This is a genomic window from Duganella sp. Leaf61 (genome assembly GCF_001421905.1).
In the GTDB taxonomy this organism is placed as follows: domain Bacteria; phylum Pseudomonadota; class Gammaproteobacteria; order Burkholderiales; family Burkholderiaceae_D; genus Rugamonas; species Rugamonas zoogloeoides.
Genome location: NZ_LMLM01000001.1, coordinates 496,642 through 516,616, shown reverse-complemented (window position 1 = coordinate 516,616; position 19,975 = coordinate 496,642). Strand labels below are relative to the sequence as shown.

At 64.1% G+C, this 19,975-nt stretch carries 21 protein-coding genes; 14 read left to right on the top strand and 7 right to left on the bottom strand.

The features are described 5' to 3' along the window. Window positions 1–37: 37 nt before the first annotated feature. The 3 genes from aroQ to ASF04_RS02225 all read right to left on the bottom strand — a co-directional run bounded on the left by aroQ (window position 38) and on the right by ASF04_RS02225 (window position 1,751). Window positions 38–475 (bottom strand): type II 3-dehydroquinate dehydratase, encoded by a 438-nt coding sequence (aroQ, locus tag ASF04_RS02235; RefSeq protein ID WP_056137752.1) that lies wholly within the window; start codon window positions 473–475, stop codon window positions 38–40. A gap of 93 nt (window positions 476–568) precedes the next feature. Next, on the bottom strand, window positions 569–1,114 hold the full coding sequence (locus tag ASF04_RS02230; protein WP_056137750.1) for a TlpA disulfide reductase family protein: 546 nt from the start codon (window positions 1,112–1,114) through the stop codon (window positions 569–571). Next, window positions 1,107–1,751 carry a hypothetical protein gene (locus ASF04_RS02225; protein ID WP_056137749.1) on the bottom strand — a complete coding sequence of 215 codons (645 nt, stop codon included), beginning with the start codon at window positions 1,749–1,751 and terminating at the stop codon, window positions 1,107–1,109. The genes ASF04_RS02230 and ASF04_RS02225 overlap by 8 nt, the downstream gene beginning before the upstream one ends. Window positions 1,752–1,851: 100 nt before the next feature. Between ASF04_RS02225 and mpl the strand changes: the two genes are divergently transcribed. The 8 genes from mpl (at window position 1,852) to corA (ending at window position 10,176) form a co-directional block, all read left to right on the top strand. Further along, window positions 1,852–3,225 (top strand): UDP-N-acetylmuramate:L-alanyl-gamma-D-glutamyl-meso-diaminopimelate ligase, encoded by a 1,374-nt coding sequence (gene mpl, locus ASF04_RS02220; RefSeq protein WP_082488496.1) that lies wholly within the window; start codon window positions 1,852–1,854, stop codon window positions 3,223–3,225. Continuing rightward, complete coding sequence (locus ASF04_RS02215) at window positions 3,222–3,800, top strand: YqiA/YcfP family alpha/beta fold hydrolase (RefSeq protein ID WP_056137745.1); 579 nt, start codon at window positions 3,222–3,224, stop codon at window positions 3,798–3,800. Before mpl ends, ASF04_RS02215 begins: the two co-directional genes overlap by 4 nt. Then, window positions 3,797–4,387, top strand: coding sequence for a chorismate lyase (locus ASF04_RS02210; RefSeq protein WP_082488495.1), 591 nt, complete (start codon window positions 3,797–3,799; stop codon window positions 4,385–4,387). Before ASF04_RS02215 ends, ASF04_RS02210 begins: the two co-directional genes overlap by 4 nt. Before the next feature lie 14 nt (window positions 4,388–4,401). Next, window positions 4,402–6,453 (top strand): ribonuclease catalytic domain-containing protein, encoded by a 2,052-nt coding sequence (locus ASF04_RS02205; RefSeq protein WP_056137742.1) that lies wholly within the window; start codon window positions 4,402–4,404, stop codon window positions 6,451–6,453. Between the two features lie 201 nt (window positions 6,454–6,654). Continuing rightward, window positions 6,655–7,542 carry an energy transducer TonB gene (locus tag ASF04_RS02200; RefSeq protein WP_056137740.1) on the top strand — a complete coding sequence of 296 codons (888 nt, stop codon included), beginning with the start codon at window positions 6,655–6,657 and terminating at the stop codon, window positions 7,540–7,542. Between the two features lie 2 nt (window positions 7,543–7,544). Beyond that, complete coding sequence (aroE, locus tag ASF04_RS02195; RefSeq protein WP_056137738.1) at window positions 7,545–8,384, top strand: shikimate dehydrogenase; 840 nt, start codon at window positions 7,545–7,547, stop codon at window positions 8,382–8,384. Beyond that, window positions 8,381–9,112: a monofunctional biosynthetic peptidoglycan transglycosylase gene (gene mtgA, locus ASF04_RS02190; protein ID WP_056137736.1), complete on the top strand. Its 732-nt coding sequence runs from the start codon at window positions 8,381–8,383 to the stop codon at window positions 9,110–9,112. The genes aroE and mtgA overlap by 4 nt, the downstream gene beginning before the upstream one ends. 98 nt (window positions 9,113–9,210) lie before the next feature. Next, the gene (corA, locus tag ASF04_RS02185; RefSeq protein WP_019921324.1) at window positions 9,211–10,176 is read left to right on the top strand and encodes a magnesium/cobalt transporter CorA; all 966 of its coding nucleotides are present in this window, start codon (window positions 9,211–9,213) and stop codon (window positions 10,174–10,176) included. 7 nt (window positions 10,177–10,183) lie between these two features. On the opposite strand, the gene ASF04_RS02180 is transcribed toward corA, so the two are convergent. Both ASF04_RS02180 and ASF04_RS02175 read right to left on the bottom strand, forming a co-directional pair. Next, window positions 10,184–11,812, bottom strand: coding sequence for a methyl-accepting chemotaxis protein (locus ASF04_RS02180; RefSeq protein WP_056137734.1), 1,629 nt, complete (start codon window positions 11,810–11,812; stop codon window positions 10,184–10,186). Window positions 11,813–12,040: 228 nt separating this feature from the next. Continuing rightward, entirely contained in the window at window positions 12,041–12,781 is a 741-nt protein-coding gene (locus ASF04_RS02175; RefSeq protein ID WP_056137733.1) for a GAF domain-containing protein, read from the bottom strand. A 278-nt stretch (window positions 12,782–13,059) separates the two neighbouring features. Between ASF04_RS02175 and ASF04_RS02170 the strand changes: the two genes are divergently transcribed. Together ASF04_RS02170 and ASF04_RS02165 are read left to right on the top strand one after the other, a co-directional pair. Beyond that, window positions 13,060–14,790, top strand: a complete 1,731-nt coding sequence (locus ASF04_RS02170) for an ABC transporter permease subunit (RefSeq protein ID WP_056137732.1) — start codon at window positions 13,060–13,062, stop codon at window positions 14,788–14,790. 9 nt (window positions 14,791–14,799) lie between these two features. Then, window positions 14,800–16,098 carry a nitrate/sulfonate/bicarbonate ABC transporter ATP-binding protein gene (locus ASF04_RS02165; protein ID WP_056137730.1) on the top strand — a complete coding sequence of 433 codons (1,299 nt, stop codon included), beginning with the start codon at window positions 14,800–14,802 and terminating at the stop codon, window positions 16,096–16,098. A gap of 14 nt (window positions 16,099–16,112) precedes the next feature. Here the strand turns inward: ASF04_RS02165 and hemL are convergent, their stop codons facing one another. Together hemL and ASF04_RS02155 are read right to left on the bottom strand one after the other, a co-directional pair. After that, entirely contained in the window at window positions 16,113–17,408 is a 1,296-nt protein-coding gene (gene hemL / locus ASF04_RS02160) for a glutamate-1-semialdehyde 2,1-aminomutase (protein ID WP_056138396.1), read from the bottom strand. Between the two features lie 38 nt (window positions 17,409–17,446). Then, window positions 17,447–18,316, bottom strand: coding sequence for a bifunctional hydroxymethylpyrimidine kinase/phosphomethylpyrimidine kinase (locus tag ASF04_RS02155; RefSeq protein ID WP_056137728.1), 870 nt, complete (start codon window positions 18,314–18,316; stop codon window positions 17,447–17,449). Between the two features lie 96 nt (window positions 18,317–18,412). Here ASF04_RS02155 and ASF04_RS02150 point away from each other — a divergent pair, with 96 nt between their 5' ends. The 4 genes from ASF04_RS02150 to ASF04_RS02135 are packed head-to-tail and all read left to right on the top strand — an operon-like array spanning window position 18,413 to window position 19,971. Continuing rightward, the gene (locus ASF04_RS02150; protein WP_019921331.1) at window positions 18,413–18,565 is read left to right on the top strand and encodes a rubredoxin; all 153 of its coding nucleotides are present in this window, start codon (window positions 18,413–18,415) and stop codon (window positions 18,563–18,565) included. Between the two features lie 46 nt (window positions 18,566–18,611). Beyond that, window positions 18,612–18,995, top strand: coding sequence for a PleD family two-component system response regulator (locus ASF04_RS02145; RefSeq protein WP_019921332.1), 384 nt, complete (start codon window positions 18,612–18,614; stop codon window positions 18,993–18,995). Between the two features lie 19 nt (window positions 18,996–19,014). After that, complete coding sequence (locus ASF04_RS02140; protein ID WP_056137725.1) at window positions 19,015–19,380, top strand: response regulator transcription factor; 366 nt, start codon at window positions 19,015–19,017, stop codon at window positions 19,378–19,380. 3 nt (window positions 19,381–19,383) lie between these two features. Continuing rightward, the gene (locus tag ASF04_RS02135) at window positions 19,384–19,971 is read left to right on the top strand and encodes a chemotaxis protein CheW (protein WP_056137724.1); all 588 of its coding nucleotides are present in this window, start codon (window positions 19,384–19,386) and stop codon (window positions 19,969–19,971) included. The last annotated feature ends 4 nt before the right edge of the window (window positions 19,972–19,975 follow it).

Genomic DNA, 19,975 nt, shown 5'->3' with positions numbered 1-19,975 from the left:
GGCGCAGCCGCGTTAAATTGCGCGCAGATCGCGTAGATTATCGCCTTTTAAGAACGAAGTCGATGGCAAACCGATATCCTTCGATACCGAGTCCGCAGATCGTGCCGATCGCGATCGCGCTCAGGAATGAATGGTGGCGAAACGACTCGCGCTGGTAAATATTCGAAATATGCACTTCTACAAACGGAATGGCCACGCCCGCCAGGGCGTCGCGCAGGGCCACGCTGGTATGCGTGAGTCCACCCGGGTTGATGACGATGGCGTCCACGCCCTCGGTGCGGGCAGCATGGATGCGGTCGATCAACGCCCCTTCGTGATTGCTCTGAAAACAAGACAAGGTGGCGCCAGCGGCTTGCGCTTGCGCCTGGGCTGCTTGTTCAACATCGGCCAGGGTGGCGGCGCCGTAAATCTCCGGCTCCCGGGTGCCCAATAAATTCAGGTTGGGGCCGTTCAGGAGGAGGAGGTTTTTTGCCATGTTCGAGACTGTTTTCCGCGAAAGTTTCGCATTTTGCCGCCAACTGCGTGCATTGGCAAGAGAAAAAAATGCGTGTAGCCACTGTCTGCCAGATTACAGCGTTGCCAAATCCTTGTGCAGCTCGTCAAACTTCAGCTTGCCCAGGTAAGTCTTCTTGACCTGGCCATCGGCGCCGATCAGCACCGTGAACGGCAGGCCGCCGTTAACATTGCCGAACTGGCGCGACAGGTCGGTGCCGCTCATGCCGGCCACCAGCACCGGGTAGGTGATTTTATACTTGGCGCTAAATTCGGCGATGTTGGTTGGCGAATCGATACCGATCCCGAGAACTTGCAGCTTCTTGCCGGCTTCTCCGGAAGAGAGTTCGGACAGCTCCGGCATTTCCTGCACGCACGGCGCACACCACGTGGCCCAGAAATTGACCAGCATGGCCTTGCCCTGGAACTGCGCCAGCGCTGTGGCCTTGCCGGCCGCGTCGGGCATGGTTTGCGCCAGCAGCGTTTGTACCGGACCGGTCACACCGGCCGGGGCGGTAGCCGTGATCGGCGCCGCATCCTGTTTCTTCATGCCGGTGTAAGCGCCGGCAGCGGCAAACAGCACGGCAACGCCGGCATAGACGGCAAGATGTTTTTTATTCATGGTTCGATTCGGAAGAGTGAGTACTGCTTGTACTGTTAACTAGTAGTGCGCGCACGGCAGCGATATCGGCCCGCTGCACCTTGTCGCCCCTGGCCTTGACCGCGCCGCGCAAATCGTCGAGTTCGTACAGCTCGGCGTGCACGCCTTCCTGCTGCCACAGGAAGCTCACGGTCTCGACCGGATCGTAGCGCGGACCCTTGAAGTGGGGCGACTCGGAAATGTCGATCTGCACGTTGCGGTTGAGCAGGAAGATTTCGACCTCCTTGGCGCTGTCGGCAAATAGTTGCAGGTGGATGTCGTCGTGCGGGCCGGCGGTGCCGCCCAGCACGGCGCCAGTCAGGAACGGGTTGAACTGCGCCAGCTTGTCCATGATGTCCACCGCCAGCGTGCGCAGGCGGAACAGGCGCGCCGGTTGCGTGTCCGCGTGGAACAGCGACTGGTATACGCGCACCTCGGCTTCGATCTGGGCGTTGTCGGGCAGGACATTGGCGGGCGGCGGCTGGTCGCCCAGGATTTGTCTGGCGGCCTTGCGCTTGGCGATGCCGTAGTCGGCGCCGTCCTCGGCAATCAGGCGCGCGGCGGCAGCGGCAATTTCCGCACGCAGCAGCTGGACTTCATCGATCACGTTGGGCGTCATGGACGAGATAATACCCTGATCCGGGAAATAGGCGTCGGCTCAGGTAAAATCGTGTATTCGATCGCGCGTCTCTACGTACGTCTCCACAGTCTTACTTACTATGCACATACATATACTCGGCATCTGCGGCACTTTCATGGGCGGCCTGGCGGTCCTGGCAAAAGAAGCGGGCCACCGCGTGACCGGCTGCGACGCCAATGTCTATCCCCCCATGAGCACGCAGCTGGAAGCCCAGGGTATCGAATTGATACAGGGCTTCGGCCCCGAGCAGACCGCGCTCAACCCCGACCTGTACGTGGTGGGTAACGTGGTGTCGCGCGGCAATCCACTGATGGAAGAAATCCTCAATCGCGGCCTGCCCTATGTCTCCGGCCCGCAGTGGATGGGCGAACATATATTAACAGACCGCTGGGTGCTGGCCGTGGCCGGCACGCACGGCAAAACCACCACCAGCGCCATGCTGACCTGGATCCTTGAGGACGCCGGCTATGCGCCGGGCTTCCTGATCGGCGGCGTGCCGCGCAACTTCGGCGTGTCGGCGCGCATCCAGGGCAAGAGTGACAAAGGGGACTCGATCTTCTTCGTGATCGAGGCCGACGAGTACGACACCGCGTTCTTCGACAAGCGCAGCAAGTTCGTCCATTACCACGCCAAGACCGCCATCCTCAACAACCTCGAGTACGATCACGCCGACATCTTCCCCGATCTGGGCGCCATCGAAACCCAGTTCCACCACCTGGTGCGCACCGTGCCCGGCATTGGCCGCGTGATCCATAATGCCGACGAAGCGTCGCTCACGCGCGTACTGAAACGCGGCTGCTGGAGCGAGCACGAAAACTTTGGCCGCACCGAGGGCGCCGACTGGTCGCTGGTCGAACACGACGACGGCAGCTTCGACGTCATCTTCAAGGGAGAGACGGCCGGCCACGTGGCCTGGCAACTGACCGGCAAGCACAACCGCGCCAACGCGCTGGCCGCGATTGCCGCCGCCCGCCATGTCGGCGTGCCGGTGGCGCAGGCCGCGCAATCGCTGGCCACGTTCGAGAACGTCAAGCGCCGCATGGAAGTGCGCGGCGTGGTGCGCGACATCACCGTCTACGACGACTTCGCCCATCATCCGACCGCGATTGCCACCACCGTGGGCGGCCTGCGCCAGAAGCTGGGCGTCGACAACCGTATCCTGGCCGTGCTGGAGCCGCGCTCAAACACCATGAAGCTCGGCGCCATGAAAGATGCGCTGCCGGGCAGCCTGGTCGATGCCGACCTGGTGTTCGGCTTCGGCAGCCACGAGGCGCTGGGCTGGAGCCTGGGCGACGCGCTCGCGCCCCTGGGCGACAAGGCCAGCGCCTTCGAAGACCTCGATGCCCTGGTGGCGGCCGTGGCACAAGCGGCGCAACCGGGCGACCACGTCATCGTGATGAGCAATGGCGGCTTCGGCGGCGTTCACGCCAAGCTGTTGAAAGCGCTCGCATGATTTTGTATTTGCACGGTTTCCGGTCCTCGCCGCAGTCGATGAAGGCACGGGTGATCGCTGGCCGCATGGCCGAACTTGGTTTGTCCGACCAACTGATGAATCCGCAACTGCCGGCGTCGCCCAGGCTGGCGATGGAACTGGCGCTGTCGCTGGTCGAGGACGTGCCGGCTGACGAGCTGGCCATTATCGGCTCGTCGCTGGGCGGCTACTACGCCACCTGGCTGGCCGAGCGCCTTGGCTGCCGTGCGGTGCTGCTCAATCCGGCCATCGTGCCGTTGCAGGATCTCGACAAGCACGTGGGCGTGACCACGCAGTATCACTCCGACGAACCGTTTGAATTCAAGCGCGAATACATCGACGAATTACGGGCGCTGGCGGTGGACCCGATCACGCGTCCCGAACGCTATTTCCTGATCGCCGCCACCGGCGACGAAGTGCTGGACTATCGCGATATGGTCAAGCATTATGCGGGCGCGCGCCAGCACGTGATCGCTGGCAGCGACCACGGCATTTCCGAATTCCCCGCCTATCGCGATGCGGTACTGGCTTTTTGCGGCGTCGAGGCGGCAGCTTGAGCGTTGCGCAAGGCCGGCGTGGCGCGTCGTTGCGCCAGGCTGTATGGCAGCCGCAAGCATTGTTGTTGAGCGCGCCGCCGGTGTTGCGCGACTGGCTCACCACTGCCGGTTCGCTCACGGCCAGGTTGAAAGCGCACAGCCACGCCTTCCGCGTGCAGTGCCTGCACCAGCGCACCGCCCGCTGCCTGGCGGACGAGGCGGCAGCCATCGGCCTGCAGCGGCCTGGCCAGGTATGGGAGAGGGAAGTACTGCTGCGGTGTGATAATACGGCGGCAGTATTTGCGCACACGGTGGTGCCATTGTCGGCGACCGCCAGCGACTGGCCGCTGTTTGGTGTGCTGGGCGAACGGTCGCTGGGCACCACGCTGTTCGGCGATCCGCTGGTGCGGCGCAGTGTGCTCGAATTTGCAAGATTGCGCGAAGGTCATCCCCTGGCGCAGCGTGCCCGGGCGGCGCTTGGAGGAGAGTCGGCCCGGCCGAACATATTATATGCACGGCGCTGTCTATATCGGCGCCGGCGCGGTACCCTGCTGGTTACGGAAGTGTTTTTGCCTTCTGTGATGGAACTGAAACAAGTCAATATATAAAGAACAGAAGAGCAATGAATCTATTTTTCGAAGAATCCGGCGATTTCAAGGTCGGCGCCATCATGTCGCAAGCAGGCGAGGCCTACCAGGTGGAAATGGCCAGCGGCAAGCGTACCAAGGTCAAGATCAAGGACGTGCTGCTGCAATACGAAAAGCCGTCGCCCACCGAGTTGATGGACCAGGCCAAGGCCGTGTCCGCCGATATCGACCTCGACTTCCTGTGGGAAGTGGCCGGTGAAGAAGAATTCGGCTTTGCCGAGCTGGGCGCCGAATACTTCGGCCACGCGCCGTTGCCGGCCGAAGCGGCCGGCCTGATCCTCTCCCTGCATTCGGCGCCGATCTATTTCTATAAAAAAGGCCGTGGCCGCTACAAGGCAGCGCCGGAACAGTCGCTGCGCGCGGCCCAGGCCGGCATCGAGAAAAAGAAACAGCAAGCGATTATCCAGGCCCAGTACGTGGAAGAGCTGAAAGCCGGCAAGCTGCCCGAAGCGATGCAGCCTATCGTGCTGCAACTGCTGTTCAAGCCGGAAAAGAACGGTATCGAATACAAGGCGCTGGAAGCGGCCTGCAACGAACTGCACACGAATCCGCAGCGCCTGATGCTGGACGTGGGCGGCCTGGCGTCGCCCAAGGACTTCCACATGGCCAAGTTCCTTTTCGAGAACTTCCCGCGCGGCGCCGGTTTCCCGGACGTGGCCGTCCCGGTGCCGCCGACCAGTTTGCCGGTGGCCGACGTGCAGGCGTTCTCGATCGATGACGTCACCACCACCGAGATCGACGATGCGTTCTCGGTCACCCGCCTGGACGATGGCACTATCCGCATCGGTATCCACATTGCTGCGCCGGGCCTGGCCATCAAGCCGGACGACGCCGTGGACAAGATGGCGCGTGCGCGCATGTCCACCGTGTATATGCCGGGCGACAAGATCACCATGCTGCCTGACAGCGTGGTCGAAGCGTTCACGCTGGCCGAAGGTAAAACCTGCCCGGCACTGTCGCTGTACGCCACGCTGAATCCGGCCGACTGGTCGGTGCTGGCCACCGATACCCGCGCCGAGATGGTGCCGATCGCCAACAACCTGCGCCACAACGACCTCGACGACCTGGTCAACGAAGAAACCCTGGCCAGCGGCGCCGGCGACTACCCGCACAAGGAAGCGCTGGGCCTGATCTGGCAGTGGGCGCAAGTGCTGGAAGCGGCGCGCATGGTCAAGCGTGAAGGCTTCGGTTTGAAACCCGAACAGAACAACCGGGTGGATTTCAACTTCTACGTGGAAGACGACGTGGTGACGGTCAGCCGCCGCAAGCGCGGCGCACCGCTCGACAAGATCGTCGCCGAACTGATGATTTTTGCCAACAGCACCTGGGGCAAGCTGATGCACGACTGCGGCGTGCCCGGCATCTACCGCAGCCAGGGACAGGGCGTGGGCGGCTGGGCCGCCAAGATGCAGGTACGCATGCTCACCCACGCGGCGCCGCACCAGGGCCTGGGCGTGGACCAGTACGCATGGAGCACGTCGCCGCTGCGCCGCTATACCGACCTGGTCAACCAGTGGCAAATCCTGGCCTGCGCCGAAAAGGGCGTGACCGCGCCGCTGGTGGCCAAGTTCAAGCACAAGGATTCGGCGCTGTTCGCCATCGTCTCGCAGTTCGACGCCGCGTACGCCGCTTATGGCGACCACCAGTCGAACATGGAACGCTACTGGTGCCTGCGCTGGCTGGGCCAGGAAAATGCGCGCCAGGTGCAGGCCGTGGTGCTCAAGGACGAGGTGCTGCGCCTGGTCGATCTGCCGCTCATCATCCGCCTGCCGGGCATGCCGTCGGTGGCGCGCGGCGCCGAGGTCAAGCTCGACATCCTGCGCTGGGACGAGGTGGAACTGACGATCGAAGCGCGCCTGCTGGAGGTGCCGGCCGCGACCGCACCGACCGGCGCCGAAGCAGACTTCGACGACGAGGAGCTCGATGTGCCGGAAGAGGCGGTCGATGCGCCCGAGGCGGCGGTGGAAGCGGAAGCGGAAACCACGGACAGCTCCGATGCCAACACCGTACAGCCAGCAACGCCGTAAGCACCATCGCCTTCTGCTTCGTCATCCTCGCACACGCGGGGATCCATGGGCCGCCGGTATAAGCAACCGCTGTCACTGTCCACAGGTTCCATGGGTTCCCCGCTGCGCGGCGGTCCGCCGATGCGGAATGACGGATTTGCGGTTAGCTCATCGTCGATTGTTTAACGTAAAATTGCCCAAACTAATCCACCCCGGCATCGCGTGAAGTCATTCCAACAAAATCGCTTCCTCTACACCGCCATCGGCATCTCGCTGCTGGCGCATGCCGCGTTGCTGGCCGTGCGCTTTGTTGCGCCGCCGCCCAACCCGGTCAAACCCACCGATCCGGGCCTGGAAGTCATCCTGGTCAACGCCAAGCACAAGAACGCTCCGCTCAAGGCCGAGGCGCTGGCGCAGGCCAACCTCGACGGCGGCGGCACGGTGGACAAGGGCCGCTCCAAGTCGCCGCTGCCCGACATGCGCAAGATGGAAACCGGCGACAGCATCGTCGCCACCCAGCGCCGCATCGCCGCGCTGGAAGAGCAGCAGCGCAACCTGCTCAACCAGGTCAGGCGCAAGGACCCGTTCGCGGTACCGAAGGTGACCGAAGACACCAAGCCCGATCCGCTGGCCAGCGGCTCCGACCTGCTCGAATCGAGCAAGGCGATTGCCCGCCGCGCCGCCGAGATCAGCGAAACCATCGAAGACCAGAACAAGCGCCCGCGCAAGACCTTCCTCAGTCCCAGCACCCGCGGCGTGGGCTACGCCATGTATTACAAGACCCTGCAAAAGCGCATCGAGGACGTGGGCACGCTGAACTTCCCGCAGAAAAACGGCCGCAAGCTGTACGGCCAGCTGGTGCTGTCGATCCCGGTATTTCAGGATGGCACCATCTACACCAAGGAGGGTGGCATTGAAGTGACTACCAGCTCGAAGAACCCGGCGCTGGACCAGGCGGCAATCGATATCGTCCGGCGCGCCGCGCCGTTCGGCAAGTTCCCGGCCAATATGCGCTCGAGCGACCGCGACGACCTGTGGGTCATCGTGACCACCTTCAGATTCACCCGCGACGATAAACTGGAAGCCGACATGCTCGGTGGAGCAAAATAATAATGACAGCCACTCCGGCACCAGCGGACCGCTACTGCGTGTTCGGCAACCCGATTGCCCATAGCAAATCCCCCGACATCCACGCCGCCTACGCGGCCCAGACCGGCCACGCCGTGCAGTACGAAAAACGGCTGGCGCCGGTGGACGGCTTTGCCGCCGCCGTGCACGCCTTTATCGCCGAAGGCGGCAAGGGCGCCAACGTTACCGTGCCGTTCAAGCTCGAAGCCGTCAAAGTGGCGAATGCCCTGACCATCCGCGCCCAGGCCGCCGGCGCTGTCAACACCTTGCACTTTACCGAAGACGGCATCATCGGCGACAACACCGACGGCGCCGGCCTGGTGGCCGATATCGTCGGTAACGCCGGCATGCAGATCGGTGGCCGCCGGGTGCTGCTGCTGGGCGCCGGTGGCGCCGCGCGCGGCGTAGTGTTGCCGATCCTCGAACACCGTCCGGCGCAGCTGGTCATCGCCAACCGCACCGTGGCCACGGCCCAGGCGCTGGCCGACCAGTTTGCCGCACTGGGCGGAGACGGCGTGGTATCGGCCTGTGGCTATCTGGAGATCGACGGCGCATTCGACCTGGTGATCAACGCCACGGCAGCGAGCCTCACTGCGGAATTGCCACCGGTGCCCGCCACCGTGTTTGCCCCGGGCGCACTGGCGCTGGACATGATGTATGGCAAGGAGCCCACCGTGTTCCTGCAATTTGCCGCCAGCCATGGCGCGGCCGTGCGCGACGGCCTGGGCATGCTGGTGGAGCAGGCGGCCGAGGCGTTTGCCGTGTGGCGCGGCGTCCATCCCGACACCGCGCCGGTGTTGCAGTCGCTGCGTGCGCAGCTATGAAGGCGGCCAAAAAATCGCCGAGGCCTGCTGCGGCACGCGGCCGGTTCGGCTGGGTCAAGTGGGTGTTCATCGTGCCGGTGGTGCTGGTACTGGTGGTGCAGTTGTATTTCTTCCTGCAAATCTGGTGGTGGGTCGATCACAACCCGAGCATGACCAGCTTCATGCGCGAGCAGGAATCGGCGTTGCAGGATAAAAATCCGAAGGCCGAAATCCGCCAGACCTGGGTGCCGTACAACCGCATCTCGAACAACCTCAAGCGCGCCATTATCGCCTCGGAAGACGCCAATTTTTCCGAGCACGAGGGTGTCGATTGGGAGGCCTTGCAAAAAGCCTACGAGAAAAACAACAAGAAGCGCAAGGTGGTGGCGGGCGGCTCCACCATCACCCAGCAGCTGGCCAAGAATTTGTTCCTGTCCGGCTCGCGCAGCTACGTGCGCAAGGGCCAGGAACTGGTGATCACGTACATGCTGGAAACCCTGATGGACAAGCGCCGCATCTTTGAAATTTATTTGAACGTGGTGGAGTTCGGTACCGGCACCTTTGGCGCGGAAGCGGCCTCGCGCCACTATTACCGCACCAGTGCAGCCAACCTCAGCGCCGGCCAGGCGGCCCGGCTGGCGGTGATGCTGCCCAACCCGCGCTACTACGACGCGCACCGCGATACCAATTATTTGAACCGCCGCACGGCCACCATCCTGGCCAGGATGAATTCGGCAGAGTTGCCGTAACACCCTGCTGGTAAAATGGCCGAAAAACCATAGGGCAAGCTGGCTACGCCAAGGCCTTTCCGAGTACACTTGCGCTGTTTCCAGAAGGCTCCGCACCCATGATTAATGTTTTCGTTCTCCAGAATGGCCGGCTCAACCAGGTACCGATCGACACGCGCGAAGACCTGGTCAACGCCGAGCCGGTGTGGGTCGACCTGACCGACCCGACGGATGACGAGCGGCTGTGGGTCAAGACCATTTATGGCGTGACCCTGCCGGGCGAAGACGAAGTCAAGGATATCGAAGCATCGGCCCGTTACTACGAGGCGGAAAACGGCGACCTGCACCTGCGCACCGACTTCCTGCTGGAAGAAGACGACGGTCCGTCGCGCGTGATCACGGTCGCATTCATCCTGGCGCGCAAGATGCTGTTCTCGGTCCATACTGACGATTTGCCGGTGTTCCGCCTGGTGCGCATGCGCGCCCGTTCGCGGCCCGGCTCGATCGGCGATTACATGGACGTGCTGCTGGACCTGTACGCGACCGACGCCGAATATTCGGCCGATGCGCTCGAAGGCATTTATCTGAGCCTGGAAGAAGTGAGCGGCCGCGTGCTGCAAAAGCACTTCACCGATGACGATGCGGCTGCCGCGCTGAACTCGATCGCGCGCGAGGAAGACTTGAACGGCCGCATCCGCCGCAACATGATGGATACGCGCCGCGCCGTCAGTTTCCTGATGCGCGGACGCCTGCTCAACGCCGACCAGTTCGAGGAAGCACGCCAGATTTTGCGCGACATCGAATCGCTGGACGGCCACACGTCGTTCCTGTTCGACAAGATCAACTTCCTGATGGACGCCACGGTCGGCTTCATCAACATCAACCAGAACAAGATCATCAAGATCTTCTCGGTGGCCAGCGTGGCGTTCCTGCCACCGACCCTGATCGCCTCGATCTACGGCATGAACTTCAAGTGGCTGCCGGAACTGGAATGGCAGGCCGGCTACCCGTTCGCGCTTGCGCTGATGGTCACCAGCGCGATCGCGCCGTTCTGGTACTTCCGCCGGCGGGGCTGGCTGAAGTAACCGGAACCTAGCCGCGCGCCAGGCGCGGCTTGGCGCTGCGCTGCGGTGCGCTGGGGCGTTGCGTTAGAGAGCGCACCGTGGCGGTGTCGCTGTCCAGCTTGAACACCCCCACCACCTCGGTCAACGCCGACGCCTGCTGATCGAGTGCATGGGCGGCCGCCGAGGCTTCTTCCACCAGCGCCGAATTTTGCTGGGTCATGCCGTCCATCTCGCCGATGGCGCCGTTCACCTGCTCGATACCGATGCTCTGCTCGGCGCTGGCCACGCTGATCTCGCTCATGATTTCCGTCACGCGCTTGACGCTGGTAACCACCTCCTGCATGGTGATGCCGGCCTTGGACACCAGCTCGGTGCCGCTGCCCACCTTGGTGACGGAATCGTCGATCAGGGCCTTGATCTCTTTGGCGGCCGAAGCCGACCGCTGGGCCAGGTTGCGCACCTCGGTTGCCACGACGGCAAAGCCGCGCCCCTGCTCGCCGGCCCGGGCCGCTTCCACCGCCGCGTTCAGCGCCAGGATATTGGTCTGGAAAGCGATGCCGTCGATGACGGAAATGATGTCGACGATTTTCTTCGACGACTCGTTGATCGATTCCATCGTGTCGGTCACCTGCTGCATCACCACGCCGCCCTGTTCCGACACTGATGAAGCAGTCTGCGCCAGGGTGTTGGCTTGCTGGGCATTGCTGGCGTTCTGGCGCACGGTCGAGGTCAGCTCTTCCATGGCGGTGGCCACTTTTTCCAGCGACGTGGCCTGGTGCGCGGTACGGTTCGACATGTCTTCGTTGCCGGCGGCAATTTCGCTCGAGGCAGCGTCGATGGCGTGGGTGCCTTCGCGCACCTTGCCGACGATGGACGCCAGGCTGTCGCGCATGCTCTTGATTTCATACAGCAGGCTGTCCTGGTCGCCGGGCCTGACGTTGACCGTCACTGCCAGGTCGCCATGGGCGATCTTGCCGGCGATCTCGGTGGCGTAGGCCGGCTCGCCGCCGAGCTGGCGGATCAGCACGTGCTTGATCACGCGGGTGACCACGATGCTGAGGATAAAGGCGGCCACGGCCAGCGCGATGGTCCAGAAGCGGGCGCTCTCGGCGCGCTGTTCCGACAAGGCGCTCGCTTCTGCCGCTTCCTTCTCGGCGGCCGTCAGCAGCACGGCCATGTCGGCCACGATCTGGCGCCGCAGCGGGCTGCACTCGTTGACCAGGAACTGGCCATAGGCCTCCATCTCGTCGGCGTCGCGGAACTTGCGCGGCTTGTTCAGTTCCTGCGCCATGGTCAGCAGACCGGTGCGTACTTTTTCGAACTGGGCGTTGCCGGCATAGGCCGGGGTCAGCTTTTCGAGGGCCTTGAGGTAAAGGGCTTTCTGCTCGTCGAGGATGGCCAGCTCCCTGGCTGCTTGCGCCTTGTCGGTAAAGATGAAGGCATTGCGCGCGGCCAGGCCGGTTTGCGCCAGTGCTTCGCGCGCGTCCACCAGCGGGTCGAGGCGCTCGGTGCTGATCTTGTCCTGGCGCTTGAAGGCGTCGTTGATCGCGGCGACGCCGAATATGGAGACTGCCGCCAGCAACAGCAGCAGGGCCGTGACCATGCCAAAGCCCAGTGACAACTGGGTACCGATTTTGAGTTTTTTGAACGCGTTCATATTAATCTTCCTGGAAACGTTGGACGTTTCCACAAGTGCAGCGACAGGCAGGCACGGGTAACGGAGACCACCGCAAGCGGCGACTGGTTACTGGTGTTGTTTTTTTGTGGCAGTCGCAAGAATTGGGCGGTGCCGGGACAGACGGAACGACAAGGTACTGCGGATACTGCGGCGCGCCGGCTGTGGGGGCGGGGACGGTGCGCCGTGGAATGCGGTCTGACGGTGTTGCTAGCGCCGCACGCGGCGCTGGACTTCTTCCGATGCAAGGGCGGCCAGCTCGCGCAGCGACCGCACTTCGCGGTCACGCAGGCGGCGCGGTTCGCTGTCGAGCACGCATAAAGTACCGAGTGGCATCCTGTCCGCATCGAGCAGCGGGAAGGCCGCATAAAAACGGATGTGCGGCGCGCCGGTCACCAGCGGGTTATCCTGGAAACGCGGGTCGCGCGCCGCGTCTTCCACCACGAACAAGCCGTCCTGCAAAATCGCGTGGCTGCAAAACGCCCAGTCGCGCGACGTCTCCGGCGCATCGACGCCGAGGCGCGACTTGAACCACTGGCGCTCCGCCGTCAACAAGCTGATCAATGCCATCGGCGACTCGGTCGCCTGGCTGGCCAGCCAGGTCAGGCGGTCGAATACCGACTCGGGCGGCGTATCGACGATGCGCGCGGCGTCGAGCGCCAGCAGTCGCTGCGCCTCGTCGTGCGGCACCGGGTAGGCGGCCGTGGCCGACGGCAGGAATTCGGTGCTGCTGGCCACCGCCGGCGCTGGTGCCGATGCGGTCGGCGCCACCAGGCCGCGCTCCTGCATCAGGCGCTTGACGGCGGAAAGGCGCACGCGGCGGTGCCCCCCGGGCGTCTTCCACGACGGAATTGCGCCATTTTCGATCCACAGTTGCGCCGTGCTGACGGCCACGCCCAGCAACTCTGCGGTCGCGCGGGTGGTCAGGACGGAGTCTTTACTGTGGGGCATCAGGCTTCTCTCGAATGGTGGAGTCAATGAAACCAGTGTACCTCAATTTCCTATTGGAAACAATCGAAATTGACGAAAATGACGCCATTGTTTTTCTATAGCAATGAAATGTCCGGTAATGAGGCTATGTATGAGCTGAATTTGAGATGGATCATCATATTCGTCAATTATGTGATGTAGCGCACAGAGGAACTGAAAGAACTTTCATAACGGTAATAAAATCTGGGGCAAGATGCGCTTAGAATGGCGGCCAATCTCAGTGTCCGCGAGCCACGACCATGTACAAGAAACGGCAATTTTTTCCCCGGCAGGTAGTGGAAGCCGGCGGCAACCGCTGGGACTGGGCGCTGCTGCCCATCGTGCTGGCCGTGTTCGTGCTGCTGGCCTATGGCGGCCAGCAGATGGCGCGGCCCTATCAACTGGGCCAGGCGCTGCCGCTCTCGCTCGACCCGACCAACCTGCCTTACTACCTGCTGCGCACCACCTTGCGCATGTTTATCGCGCTCGGTGCGTCGGTGGTGTTCGCCTGCGTGTTTGCCGCGCTCACCACCAAGTACCGGCTCGCCGAAAAAGTGCTGGTGCCGCTGCTCGACATCCTGCAGTCGATCCCGATCCTCGGCTTTTTGTCGATCACGGTGACCGCCTTCATCGCGCTGTTTCCCGGCAACCTGCTGGGCGTGGAGTGCGCGGCGATTTTTGCCATCTTCACGTCGCAGGCGTGGAATATGGCGTTCTCGGCCTACCAGGGCTTCCGCAACGTGCCGGCCGAACTGTCGGAGGCAGCGCAGGTGTTCCAGCTGTCTGGCTGGCAGCGCTTCTGGCGCCTGGAACTGCCGTTCGCCATGCCAGGCCTGCTGTGGAACATGATGATGTCGATGTCGGGCGGCTGGTTTTTCGTGGTGGCGTCGGAGGCGATTTCGGTATCGAACCAGGACATCAAGCTGCCCGGCATCGGCTCGTACATCGCGCTGGCCATCGAGCAGAGCAACCTGGGCGCCATCGGCTGGGCCATCTTTGCCATGCTGATCGCCGTGCTGCTGTACGACCAGCTGTTTTTCCGTCCCCTGCTGGCGTGGGCCGACAAGTTCCGCTTCGAGGAAACCGGCGGCGACACCGCGCAAAACTCGTGGCTGCTCACCTGGCTGCGCCGCACCGACCGTACGCAGGAATTCGTGGCGTGGTGTGGCCGGCTGCTGTCGCGCTCCATCGCGCTGTTCCGCCTCGGTCACGACGGCACCTCGATCCGCGCCCGCCGCGACCATCCGTCGCTGGTGCCGCAGCGCGTGTGGGACGCGGTGATCGTCGCCGTGGTGTTCTACGCCTTGTGGACACTCGGTCACTTTATCAGCACCGAAGTAGGCTGGCGCGAAGTGGGGCACGTGCTGCTGCTGGGCTGCTACACCATGCTGCGCGTGATCGGCCTGCTGGCGCTGGCCGCGCTGATCTGGGTGCCGGTGGGCGTGTGGATCGGCATGAACCCGCGCTGGGCGTCGCGCACCCAGGCGGTGGCGCAGTTCCTGGCCGCCTTCCCCGCCAACCTGGTGTTCCCGGTGGCGGTGATCGTGATCATGCGCTACCAGCTGAACCCGGATATCTGGTTGTCGCCACTGATGATCCTCGGCACCCAGTGGTATTTGCTGTTCAACGTGATCGCCGGTGCATCGACCATTCCGACCGAGTTGCGCCACGCGGCGCAGAATTTCGGATTGACGGGCTGGCTCAAGTGGCGGCGCTACCTGCTGCCGGCGATTTTTCCCAGCTTTGTCACCGGCGCGATCACGGCGTCCGGCGGCTCGTGGAACGCCAGCATCGTGGCCGAATACGTGAGCTGGGGTTCGACCACCGTCAAGGCCCATGGCCTGGGCAGCTACATCGCCGAGATGACCGCCACCGGTGATTTTCCGCGCATTGCGCTGGGTATCGGCGTGATGTGCATCTTCGTGATGGGCTTTAACCACTTCGTCTGGCGCCGCCTGTACATCATGGCCGAGAGCCGGCTGCATTTCTAGGAGCGCACCATGAACACACCGATTGTTGAACTCAAAGGCGTCGCCAAGCATTTTCGCGCGGCCGACGGCGCTGCGCGCGCAGTGCTCGAAGGCGTCGATTTCACCCTGCACGAAGGGGAAATTGTCGCGCTGCTGGGCCAGTCCGGCTCCGGCAAATCGACCATGCTGCGCCTGATGGCGGGGCTGATCCAGGCTGACGCCGGCCAGGTACTGTATCGCGGCATGCCCTTGTACGGCACCGCGCGCGGCATCCGCATGGTGTTCCAGTCGTTTGCGCTGTTCCCGTGGCTCACGGTGCAAAAGAACGTGGAACTGGGCCTCGAGGCGCAGGGCATGCCGGCCGCCGAGCGGGCGCGCCGGGCCTCGGACGTGATCGACCTGATCGGCCTGTCCGGTTTCGAGGGTGCGCTGCCGCGCGAACTGTCGGGCGGCATGCGCCAGCGCGTGGGCATTGCCCGGGCGCTGGTGATGGAACCGGAAGTGCTGCTGATGGACGAAGCGTTTTCCGCGCTCGACGTTCTCACCGGCGAACGCTTGCGCGAGGAAATTCTGGAACTGTGGCAGTCGGGCCGCATCCCCACCAAGGCCATCCTGGTGGTGTCGCACAATATCGAGGAAGCGGTGATGATGGCCGACCGCGTGCTGATTTTCGCCAGCGATCCGGGCCGGGTGCGCGCCGAACTGCCGATTGCGCTGGCGCAGCCGCGCAAGGCGGAAGGGGCCGAAGTGCGGCACCTGATCGACAAGGTCTATGAGCTGATGACAGCCGGCGCCGGCCGCCGTGGCCCGATCAGCGAGAAGGAGGTGAAGCTGCAACTGGGCGACCGCCTGCCGCAGGCCGACATCGCCCACATGGAAGGGATACTGGAACTGCTGGCCGAAGAACCGTTTGCTGGCCGCGCCGACCTGCCGCAACTGGCCGAGGAAACCGATCTTACCGACGCCGAGCTGCTGGAAGTGACCAATGCCTTGCTGCTGCTGGGTTTTGCCCACCTGCTCGATGGCGACATCCTGCTGACGGAGCTCGGTGCGCGCTATGCCGCCATCATGGCGACCGAGGACAGCGGCGCGCGCCAGGCGGTGTTCGGCAAGCAGTTGCTCGAACACGTGCCGCTGATCGCGTACATCTGCCACGGGCTGGCGCAGGACCGGTCGGGGGATTTGCCGGAAGACCTGTTCCTCAAGCTGCTGCGGTTCACGCTCAGCGAAGAGGAAGCTGAACGCGCGCTGCGCGTGGCCATCGAGTGGGGACGGTACGGGGATTTGTTCGAGTATGACTTCAATACGGGGGTGATCCAGTCGCCGTGACCATCCCCGGCTTTTTATGCCCCGGCGAGCTTCTTGAACACGCGCGCAGCCGCCGCAATGGTCTCGTCGATCACGGCGTCGCTATGCTGCGCCGACACGAACCCCGCCTCGAACGCCGCCGGCGCGAAGTACACGCCTTCGTCAAGCATCGCGTGGAAGAACACGTTGAAGCGTTCGCGGTCGCCGGCCATCATCTCGGCGTAGTTGTTCGGCGGCGTGGCGCTGAAGTACAGGCCGAACATGCCACCGACCGCATCGGCGCAGAACACCACGCCGGCATCTTTTGCCGCTGCCGTCAGGCCGGCAGCCAGGCGCTCGGCCGTGGCGCCCAGGCGCTCGTAAAAGCCCGGTTCCTGGATCAGCTTCAAGGTGGTCATGCCGGCCGCCACCGCCACCGGGTTGCCCGACAGGGTGCCGGCCTGGTACACCGCGCCCAGGGGCGCCATGTTGGACATCAGTTGCGCGCTGCCGCCGAACGCCGCCACCGGCAGGCCGCCGCCGATCACCTTGCCCAGCGCGGTGAGATCGGGCTTGATGCCGTACAGTTCCTGGGCGCCGCCCAGGGCCACGCGGAAGCCGCACATCACTTCGTCGAAGATCAGGAGTGCACCGTGCCTGGTGCACAGGTCGCGCGTGGCCTGCAGGAAGTCGGCGTTGGCCTTGATCAGGTTCATATTGCCGGCGACCGGCTCGATGATCACGCAGGCGATTTCGTCGCCGAAGTTGGCGAAGGCTTCTTCGAGCTGCGCCACGTTGTTATAGTCAAGCACCAGCGTGTGCTTGACGAAGTCTTCGGGCACGCCAGCCGACGTCGGGTTGCCGAAGGTGAGCAGGCCGCTGCCAGCCTTGACCAGCAGAGAATCAGCGTGGCCGTGGTAGCAGCCTTCGAACTTGACGATCTTGTCGCGGCCGGTGGCGCCGCGCGCCAGGCGCAGCGCGCTCATGGTCGCCTCGGTGCCCGACGAGACCAGGCGCACCTGTTCCAGCGACGGCACCAGGCGGCAGATTTCCTCGGCCATTTCCACTTCGCCCTGGGTCGGTGCGCCGAACGACAGGCCGCGCGTGGCCGCCTCCTGCACCGCCTTGACCACTTGCGGGTGGGCGTGGCCGACGATGGCGGGGCCCCACGAGCCGATGTAGTCGATATAGCGCTTGTCGTCGGCGTCCCAGAAATACGGGCCTTCGGCGCGGGTGATGAAGCGCGGCGTGCCACCCACCGAGCGGAAGGCGCGTACCGGCGAGTTGACGCCGCCGGGCGTGGTCTTCTGGGCGCGGGCGAACAGCGTGTCGTTGTTGGAAATCGTGGTCATGTGGTTATCTCGGTGTCCGGTGAATAAAACGGCCATGCTTACTGCATGTCGGCGGCCGTCGTCAGCAAGTGGAAGAAGCGGTTGGGCACGAACTTGCCCATGCCATAGCGCTGTGCATGCGCCAGGGCGCCCACAGTGTACTCCTGCGCCGCTTTCACCGCTTCCGGGGCGTCCACGCCGCGCGCCATGAAGGCGGTGATCGCGGCCGACAGCGTGCCGCCGGCGCCGATGAAGGGGCCGGGCAGGTGCTGCCAGGCGTCGTGGCTGACCATGCCGTCGGAGTGGTACAGGGTGTTGGCCAGCGTATTCGGTACTGCGCGGCTGCCCACCTTGGCCTGCATGGCGCCGGCCTGTGTGCCGGTGACCAGCACGTATTCGCAGCCCAGCGCGATCAGGTATTCGACGTCGGACTGCAGCATGTTGTCGAGGCCATCGCCGGCGTCGCGCCAGGTTTCGGCCAGCCGGCCCAGTTCCACCACCGACAGCATCAGCAGCGTGGCCTGCGGCACCAGCAACTGGCGCACGGCGGTAAGCAGTTCCTCGGCTTCGTCGTCGGGCAGGTCGGGCAGGCGCGAGCTGAACGGATCGAGAATCAGCGGCGCATCGGGGTAGTCGGACAGGATCTCGGCGATTGCCGCCACTTGCTCCACGTTGGTCAGCGCGCCGACCTTGAAGGCGGCCATGGTCATGTCCTCGAGGACCACGCGGGCTTGGTCGGCCACCCAGTCGGGATCGATTTCCTGGGTGTCCTCGATGCGGGCGGTGTCGCCGATCAGCAACGCGGTGGTGGCGGCCAGGCCGGTGCACGAGAGCGCGGCAAACGCGGCCAGGTCGGCCTGGACACCGGTGGCGCCGGCGGGATCGGCAACGCCGAAGCTTAATATGAGAGGAGAAGTTTGGTTTTGCACGGCTGGTAGATTAAGATACCTGATTCGGCATTTTACTTGATTGAAGGGTGGCAGAACGTGAGTAGCAATGAAACAACGCAGGACTTCCAGACCTGGATGTGCCTGATCTGCGGCTGGATCTACGACGAACAGGCCGGCCTGCCCGACGAAGGCATCGCCCCCGGCACCCGCTGGGCCGATGTGCCGATGAACTGGAGCTGCCCGGAATGCGGCGCCCGCAAGGACGATTTCGAGATGGTCGCGCTCTGATCTGCCGCCCGATCCATGCAGTTGCGGCATGTGCTAAGGTGCAGTGATGAATAACGCCCTGACGATCATGGTCATCGACGACAGCAGCACGATCCGCCGCTCGGCCGAGATTTTCCTGTCCGGCGCCGGCTACCGCGTGGTGCTGGCCGACGACGGTTTCGACGCCCTGGCCAAGCTGGCCGACCATCGCCCGGCGCTGGTGTTCTGCGACATCGTCATGCCGCGCCTCGACGGCTACCAGACCTGCACGCTGATCAAGAACAGCGCGGCATTCCACGCCACGCCGGTGCTCATGCTGTCTTCGAAAGACGGCCTGTTCGACCGCGCGCGCGGCGCCATGGCCGGTTCCGCCGCGTGCCTGGCCAAACCATTCACCCGGGAAGGCATGCTTGCAGCGGTTCGCGCGCATGCCACCAGCTCACCAGACTAAGATACCCGCAGGGGGAACCATGGCCATACAACGCATACTGATCGTCGACGACTCGCCCACCGAGCGTTACTACCTGTCCGACATCCTGGTCCGCAACGGCTACACCGTCGATGTCGCCGAAAGCGGCGAGGAAGCGCTCGTCAAGCTGCGCGCCGAGAAGCCCGACCTGATCCTGATGGACGTGGTGATGCCGGGCGCGAACGGCTTCCAGGTCACGCGCTCGATCGCGCGCGACCCCGTGCTCAGGGAAGTGCCGGTGATTATCTGCTCGAGCAAGGACCAGGAGACCGACCGCATCTGGGGCATGCGCCAGGGCGCGCGCGACTACCTGGTCAAGCCGGTCACGCCGGGCGACCTGCTCGACAAGATCGCCGCCCTCGGCTGAGCGATGGACGCCGCCACGCCCGCACCCCTCGATCCCACCGACGGTCCGCCAGCCGGCGAGCGCCGCAGCAGCCTGCGCCAGTACCAGGTGCAACTGCTCGAGCGCATGCAGGCGGCCAAGAGCGGCGCCGCCGCCGGCGTGCGCGAGCTGGGCGTGGTGATCGCCGGCCGGCATTACCTGCTGGACCTCACCCAGATCGGCGAGATCGTCACGCCGCAACCGGTGTCGCCGGTGCCGCTGGCCCGCCCGTGGTACCTCGGCCTGGCCAATATCCGCGGCGACCTGACCGGCGTGATCGACCTGGCGCGCTACCAGGGCCAGCCCGGCGCTGTTGCCGGTACCAGTGCCGGAACGCCGGCCGAGCGCCGCCTGATTACCTTTTCGCCTAAACTGGGCTTCAACTGCGCGCTGCTGGCCGATCGCGTGCTGGGCCTGCGCACATCGTCCGAGATGCAGGCGGTCGCCGTGCCCGGTGCCGGTGCACCCGCCTGGGCTGCTCACCAGTTCGACGACGGCGAGGACCGGCGCTGGACGCTGCTGGACCTGGCGCAACTGGTGCGCGAGCCGCGCTTTGCGCTGGTGGGCTTTTAAAGGG